The sequence below is a fragment of the Roseburia sp. 1XD42-69 genome (genome assembly GCF_003612565.1).
GTDB lineage: Bacteria > Bacillota > Clostridia > Lachnospirales > Lachnospiraceae > Roseburia_B.
Window position 1 is genome coordinate 45,662 of sequence record NZ_RAZG01000026.1, and the last position, 6,119, is coordinate 51,780.

Consider the following 6,119-nt stretch of genomic DNA (forward strand, 5'->3'; position numbering starts at 1 on the left):
AACGGGGGTAAATGCATGAATCATAAAGAGGCGATTGCAGCAGGGAAAACATCTCTTGGCATTGAGTTTGGCTCTACAAGAATAAAGGCTGTCCTTATCGGGGAGGACAATGCGCCGCTGGCTTCCGGGAGCCACGAGTGGGAGAACCAGTATGAAAACGGAGTTTGGACATACAGTCTGGACGCCATATGGAATGGTTTGCAGGATTGTTACAAAAATCTGGCGGAAGATGTGAAAAACCAGTATGGGGAAGATTTAACCGTGATAGGCTCCATAGGATTCAGTGCCATGATGCACGGATACATGGCATTTGATAAAAACGGAGAACTTTTGGTTCCCTTCCGCACCTGGAGGAATACCATTACGGAGGCGGCAGCCAAAAAGCTTACGGAGGAGTTTCACTACAATATCCCGGAGCGGTGGAGTATTGCCCATCTCTACCAGGCGATTTTAAACAAAGAGGAACATGTGAAAGACGTGACATTCTTTACCACTTTGGCAGGATATATCCACTGGAAAATGACAGGGGAGAAAGTCCTTGGGGTGGGAGACGCATCCGGAATGTTCCCAATAGACAGTAAGACAAAAGATTACGATGCGTCCATGATAGAGAAATTTGACGCTTTAACCGCACCCTGCGGGTATTCCTGGAAATTAAGGGATATTCTGCCAAAAGCTCTTTGCGCAGGGGAAAATGCAGGAACCCTGACGGAAGAAGGCGCAAAACTTTTGGACGTCAGCGGCAAATTAAAACCGGGAATTCCCCTTTGTCCTCCTGAGGGAGATGCGGGAACAGGAATGGCTGCCACAAACAGCGTGGCAATTAGGACGGGAAATGTTTCTGCGGGAACTTCAGTATTTGCCATGATTGTCCTGGAAAAGGAACTGAAAGGCGTTCACCAGGCAATCGATTTGGTGACTACCCCCACTGGTGACTTAGTGGCAATGGTGCACTGCAATAACTGTACTTCGGATTTAAATGCCTGGGTAGGCCTGTTTAAAGAATTTGCGGAGAGCTTCGGGGTGGAAGTGGATATGAACAAACTCTTCTCCGTGCTTTACAACAAAGCCCTGGAGGGGGATTCTGACTGCGGCGGCCTTTTGGCTTACAACTATTTCTCCGGGGAGAGCATCACAGGGTTTGACGAGGGACGTCCTCTCTTTGCAAGAAGCGTGGAGGGGAACTTTAACCTGGCAAACTTTATGCGGGTACACTTATTTACGGCTCTTGGGGCATTGAAAAACGGATTGGATATTCTGTTAAAAGAGGAAAAGGTAAACATTGATAAAATCTATGGACATGGCGGGTTGTTTAAGACTCCTGTGGTAGGGCAGCGCATTATGGCGGCAGCAATGAATACCCCGGTTTCCGTAATGGAGACGGCAGGGGAAGGCGGCGCCTGGGGTATTGCGGTTTTGGCATCCTACATGAAGAATAAAGCTCAGGGAGAGAGCCTTTCAGATTATCTCAATGAGAAAGTATTTGGCGGTGAGAACGGAGTGACAGAAAATCCGGATCCAAGTGACGTAAAGGGATTCGATGAATTTTTGAAACGGTACAATGCAGGCCTGCCTATTGAGCGGGCAGCTGTGGAAACTTTAAAGTAACAGTCAAGTTTAAGCAGGAAGGAAAAATTATGCTGGAAGAATTAAAAAAACAAGTGTATGAGGCAAATATGGAGCTTCCCCGCCGGGGGCTGATTACCTACACCTGGGGAAATGTCAGCGGCATTGACAGGGAGAGCGGATATTTTGTCATTAAGCCAAGCGGTGTGGACTATGACGAATTGACGCCGGAAGATATGGTTGTCATGGACTTAAAAGGCAATAAGGTGGAAGGGAAATATAAACCCTCCTCCGACACAGCAACCCATATGGAACTGTACAACAAATATCCCGAAATCGGCGGCGTGGTACATACCCATTCCCCGGAGGCTACCGCCTGGGCCCAGGCAGGGCGCAGCATCCCGCTGTACGGCACAACCCACGCAGATTATTTTTACGGGGAGATTCCCTGTGCCAGAAGCCTGACCCCGGAGGAGATTGATGAGGCTTACGAGGTGAACACCGGGAAAGTGATTATCGAAACCTTTGAGGAGCGAGGGGTGAATCCCATGCACACTCCCGGGGTGCTCTGCACCAACCACGGCCCCTTTACCTGGGGAAAAGATGCGGCAGAAGCCGTACACAATGCGGTGGTGTTAGAGGAAGTGGCAAAGATGGCCACGAAAACGGAGCTGATTAACCCCAAGGTGAAACCGGCGCCGGACTGCATTAAAGACAAGCATTTCTTTAGGAAACATGGGGAAAATGCTTATTATGGGCAGAATTAGAGAAAAAACAGGCATCCTTTGGGTGCCTGTTTTGAATTATTGAGGATATCATCAATGATGCGATGGGAATATTCCAACAGGTATATCCGAATACGGTTCGGATTGACTACGACAATTCACACACAAGAGAGATCGAGCAGGTGGATATCAGCAGAATAGCCGAAAACAAATCAGACAGCGGACGTTCCGGCTCTTGATGTAATGCATCGTATTTATTTTTTTCTGTTTTTCAAAAACAGCAACACAAGTGCGATAAGAATACCGACTACTGCGCCGAGGCTCCTGCGGCCATATAAGATTCAAATCCAAACATATGTAATCATCCCCCTACTTTAGAATTTAACCTTAACGGTGGAAGAGTATGGCCCGTAAACTTTAGAGCTTTTTGTTGTCTGGTAAGCCCGAACCTTAAAGGTATAGGTGGTTTTCTTTTTCAGTTTTTTCTTATCATATTTTACAGTAGAGCCTTTTTTAATAGTAGTAATTTTTTTGAAGCCTTTACTTCCGGTTTTCATATATACTTCATAACCGTTTGCGTTATTTACTTTTTTCCAGGAAAGCTTTGCGGTAGTGCCGGATTTTTTCACTTTTAACTTGGTGACTTTGTCCGGTTTTTTTGCGGTAGCGCCGGCGACATATTTGTATTTATAACCCATTTTTTTTGCATAGGCTTCTCCCTGGGAACCTTTGTACACGTTAAGGGTAACGCTTTTTGGCACAATTTCATAATAAGCCGGCAGGGAAGTGCAGCTTTTTGGAATGGTAAGGGATTTGATTTTTTGTGTGGTAAACAAATCTCTTTCTATTTTTTTTACATTTCCCAGGGTAAGTTTGGACAGATTTTCACATTCATAGAAAATTTTAATGTCCAAAAAGCATCCGTTTCCAATGGAGGCTGTCTTTAAGCTGTGGCATTCGCCGCAGGTGTAACCCTCTAAATCACAGTCATTTCCTACAGTAAAGCTGGTTAATGCAGGGCAGGACTCAAATGCGGAAGATCCTATTTTTACTTTGTTTCCGATTTTGACAGAGGTAAGGAAACTGTCCTTAAAAGCGCTGCCTCCAATGGTTTTCAAATTAGTAAGGCTTTCAAAGGGGAAGCTTGTGAGGGAAGTGGTCTGGTTAAAGGCCAGGTCGTCAATAACTGAAAGCTGTGAACCTTGGGCAAAATTTACCTGGGATAAACTGCTCCACCCGGAAAATGCCTGGTTGCCGATTTTGGTAAGGCTGGCAGGCAGATTTATAGTTTCCACGTTTGAGTAATTGTTGTAGCCGAAATCGAATGAGCTCAGCTCTGTGATTCCCTCCGGTACGGTTATGCTGTGTACGTCCCCAGACAGGTAGCCGTGAAGCAAATGGATTTTCACAACCCTGTATCCGTCCACCATGGAGGGGAAGGTTACGTTTCGGATGGTGCCGTATGCCTTTTCATATTCGTCGTTGTAGATGCCCACTAATTTAATGGTATCCGCTGTGTACATCTCATAGCGCCAGATGCCGTCTTGGGATTCCCTGATGTCAACGGCTCTTGCCTTCATTGCAGGCAGGAAACACACAAGGCTGAGCATTAAAAGAATTCCGGCAAAAAATTTTTGTGTTTTTCTCATGTTTATCTCCTTTTTAAAAAATTGGTTTTCCGAAAATTTCGGAAATAGTTTCCAAAGTAGTATATCATAAGGCGCTTAAGAATTCTATGGCATTTTGTAAGTACACAAAATTTGTCAACTTTTTAAGAAAATATTGTGTTTATGTGTGGGAAATATATATTGACAATAAAAACAAAATGGTGTAGCATTGAATAAAATGACACATAGTAATTAATACTATATATGAAGGTTATGTATAAATTAATCAAGGAGGATGCTTATGAAATTGAAAATTCGTGAACCAGGCAGCGCTATTACACATTATATTGGGATGCTGTTATCTCTTTTTGCAGCGGTGCCCCTTTTGGTAAAAGCTAAGACTTGCGGCATGCCAGAGGCCTTAACTGCCATGGGGATTTTTATGTTGGCCATGGTACTTTTATACGGTGCATCTACCTTATATCATTCCCTGAATGTGAAGGATAAAATATTAAAAATTTTTAAAAAAATAGACCATATGATGATTTTTGTGCTGATTGCAGGCACATATACCCCTATCTGCGTTTTGGTACTTGGGGGAAAAGAGGGAATGTATCTTCTAGCACTGATTTGGGGAATTGCCCTGGGAGGAATGGTTTTAAAAGCCTTTTGGGTAACTTGCCCCAGATGGTTTTCTTCTATTCTCTACATTGCCATGGGCTGGGTCTGCATTTTGGTATTTCCGCTGCTATTGGATAAACTTTCTCCGGCGGCATTTACCTGGCTTTTTGCAGGAGGTATTCTCTATACCGTAGGAGGCGTGGTTTATGCCTTGAAACTGAAAGGTTTTAACAGTATCCATAAATATTTTGGCAGTCATGAGATATTTCATCTATTTGTGATGGCTGGAAGTTTTTGCCATTTTGTGGTGATGTATAAGATATTGTAAGAGAAAAAGGGGCGGGGTAAATCGCCCCTTTTTTAAGACCAAACTTACGTCACCGTCCCATTGTCCAGCTGTTTTTATATATTGGAGAACTGGCATAAATTATAATTTGTAATCCCTCACATCTTCAGGGATTTCATCAACAGGTAAATTCTTTACAGTTTCTTCACTTCCGGCAGCAATCGCTGTATCATAATAGCGCAGAGTGGATATAGCAATCCCGGTAGCATTAGCAACCTCTCCAATGGAATAATACATAGGATTTTCTCCTTTTTAGAAATTTATGAAAAATACCTCTTGACCGTAATTTTAATGCCAATCAAAAAAGAAAGAGGTAATTGTATTATGAATATGAATTTTAATTTTAACAACCCAACAAACCTTATTTTCGGCAGAGGTTCGCTGAACCAATTAGGAAGCCTGCCTATGCCCGGAAAGAAAGCACTGGTATTGATTTCTAACGGTAAGTCTACAAGAGAAAACGGCTTTGGCAATCCGGGGCTTGCTCCCGTACTGGCAGTTGTTGACCTGGAACTTATGACAACGGTTCCCGCAAAATATACGGCATATTTAGAGAAAGGTTCGGTTATCTATTATGGCGCATGGCGGACAATGAAAGAATTACACCCTTTTTATCAGTGGTAAAAACAGTGCTTTTTTTGACGGCGTTTTTCAAGTCCGTGTGTTCTTTTTCGGTCAGCTTTTCATAGCTGATTTGAAGCTGTGAACACATGACATATCAGAATCTATCAAGGGCGTTCCCTGGAAAACGCATGGCTTTTTCTGCATCTGTAATTATTTTCAGGGTGCTGGAATCGTCCGGCGCACTCTCCGCATCGACTTTATGCTCCAGCCGGATATCGTGGAGGATTGCGTCCCACTCCTTATGCGTGGCATGGCAGAAATAATTTTCTTCCTGTATCTGCGAAGCCTGCAATGTTTTCAGCGATACGTAAAAGGTAATCCGTGGAAACACCATAAAATTCTGCAAGCTTCAGGATGGATACAGTTCATCGATGGATTACTCAAATCGCATATACATTCTCATACCGAAAATATAATCAGGTATTCCAAAAAGTGGTGGATAGATGTATAATAAATCAGAGGATCAGTGCGTGATTGAAGTGGAATGGTAATCACGAAATACAAATTGGATAAGTCCTAAGAACAGCTTAGAGAATAAACCAAAGGTTTAGTAATGTTAACACCACTTTACAACTTTTTGAAAAATAAAATAACGCACAAGACACTTTCTCATGTATAATAAGTTTGCAC

The 6,119-nt window shown here is 43.2% G+C and carries 8 protein-coding genes; 5 read left to right on the forward strand and 3 right to left on the reverse strand.

The annotated features are described in order from the left end of the window. Window positions 1–15: 15 nt before the first annotated feature. The 3 genes from D7Y06_RS13415 to D7Y06_RS27655 all read left to right on the forward strand — a co-directional run bounded on the left by D7Y06_RS13415 (window position 16) and on the right by D7Y06_RS27655 (window position 2,530). Complete coding sequence (locus tag D7Y06_RS13415) at window positions 16–1,608, forward strand: xylulokinase (protein WP_120408295.1); 1,593 nt, start codon at window positions 16–18, stop codon at window positions 1,606–1,608. Window positions 1,609–1,637: 29 nt separating this feature from the next. Next, window positions 1,638–2,333 (forward strand): L-ribulose-5-phosphate 4-epimerase, encoded by a 696-nt coding sequence (locus D7Y06_RS13420; RefSeq protein ID WP_120408296.1) that lies wholly within the window; start codon window positions 1,638–1,640, stop codon window positions 2,331–2,333. A 62-nt stretch (window positions 2,334–2,395) separates the two neighbouring features. Next, entirely contained in the window at window positions 2,396–2,530 is a 135-nt protein-coding gene (locus tag D7Y06_RS27655; protein WP_256387224.1) for a hypothetical protein, read from the forward strand. 135 nt (window positions 2,531–2,665) lie between these two features. Here D7Y06_RS27655 and D7Y06_RS13425 read toward each other — a convergent pair whose 3' ends face one another. After that, entirely contained in the window at window positions 2,666–3,940 is a 1,275-nt protein-coding gene (locus tag D7Y06_RS13425) for a leucine-rich repeat domain-containing protein (RefSeq protein ID WP_120408297.1), read from the reverse strand. Window positions 3,941–4,199: 259 nt separating this feature from the next. Between D7Y06_RS13425 and trhA the strand changes: the two genes are divergently transcribed. After that, the gene (trhA, locus tag D7Y06_RS13430; protein WP_120408298.1) at window positions 4,200–4,847 is read left to right on the forward strand and encodes a PAQR family membrane homeostasis protein TrhA; all 648 of its coding nucleotides are present in this window, start codon (window positions 4,200–4,202) and stop codon (window positions 4,845–4,847) included. 99 nt (window positions 4,848–4,946) lie between these two features. Here the strand turns inward: trhA and D7Y06_RS13435 are convergent, their stop codons facing one another. Continuing rightward, entirely contained in the window at window positions 4,947–5,102 is a 156-nt protein-coding gene (locus tag D7Y06_RS13435) for a MerR family DNA-binding transcriptional regulator (protein ID WP_120408299.1), read from the reverse strand. Window positions 5,103–5,189: 87 nt separating this feature from the next. Here D7Y06_RS13435 and D7Y06_RS27095 point away from each other — a divergent pair, with 87 nt between their 5' ends. After that, complete coding sequence (locus tag D7Y06_RS27095) at window positions 5,190–5,489, forward strand: hypothetical protein (protein WP_243119320.1); 300 nt, start codon at window positions 5,190–5,192, stop codon at window positions 5,487–5,489. Window positions 5,490–5,583: 94 nt separating this feature from the next. On the opposite strand, the gene D7Y06_RS13445 is transcribed toward D7Y06_RS27095, so the two are convergent. Beyond that, a complete protein-coding gene (locus D7Y06_RS13445; protein WP_120408300.1) occupies window positions 5,584–5,823 on the reverse strand; it encodes a hypothetical protein in 240 nt (79 codons plus the stop codon). Window positions 5,824–6,119: the final 296 nt, after the last annotated feature.

What these genes read in the sequence shown, in the direction of transcription:
- trhA (WP_120408298.1), top strand. Translation starts at nt 4,200, where the DNA reads ATGAAATTGAAAATTCGTGAACCAGGCAGCGCTATTACACATTATATT.
- D7Y06_RS13425 (WP_120408297.1), bottom strand. Translation starts at nt 3,940, where the DNA reads ATGAGAAAAACACAAAAATTTTTTGCCGGAATTCTTTTAATGCTCAGC.
- D7Y06_RS27095 (WP_243119320.1), top strand. Translation starts at nt 5,190, where the DNA reads ATGAATATGAATTTTAATTTTAACAACCCAACAAACCTTATTTTCGGC.
- D7Y06_RS13420 (WP_120408296.1), top strand. Translation starts at nt 1,638, where the DNA reads ATGCTGGAAGAATTAAAAAAACAAGTGTATGAGGCAAATATGGAGCTT.
- D7Y06_RS13435 (WP_120408299.1), bottom strand. Translation starts at nt 5,102, where the DNA reads ATGTATTATTCCATTGGAGAGGTTGCTAATGCTACCGGGATTGCTATA.
- D7Y06_RS13415 (WP_120408295.1), top strand. Translation starts at nt 16, where the DNA reads ATGAATCATAAAGAGGCGATTGCAGCAGGGAAAACATCTCTTGGCATT.
- D7Y06_RS27655 (WP_256387224.1), top strand. Translation starts at nt 2,396, where the DNA reads ATGGGAATATTCCAACAGGTATATCCGAATACGGTTCGGATTGACTAC.
- D7Y06_RS13445 (WP_120408300.1), bottom strand. Translation starts at nt 5,823, where the DNA reads ATGGTGTTTCCACGGATTACCTTTTACGTATCGCTGAAAACATTGCAG.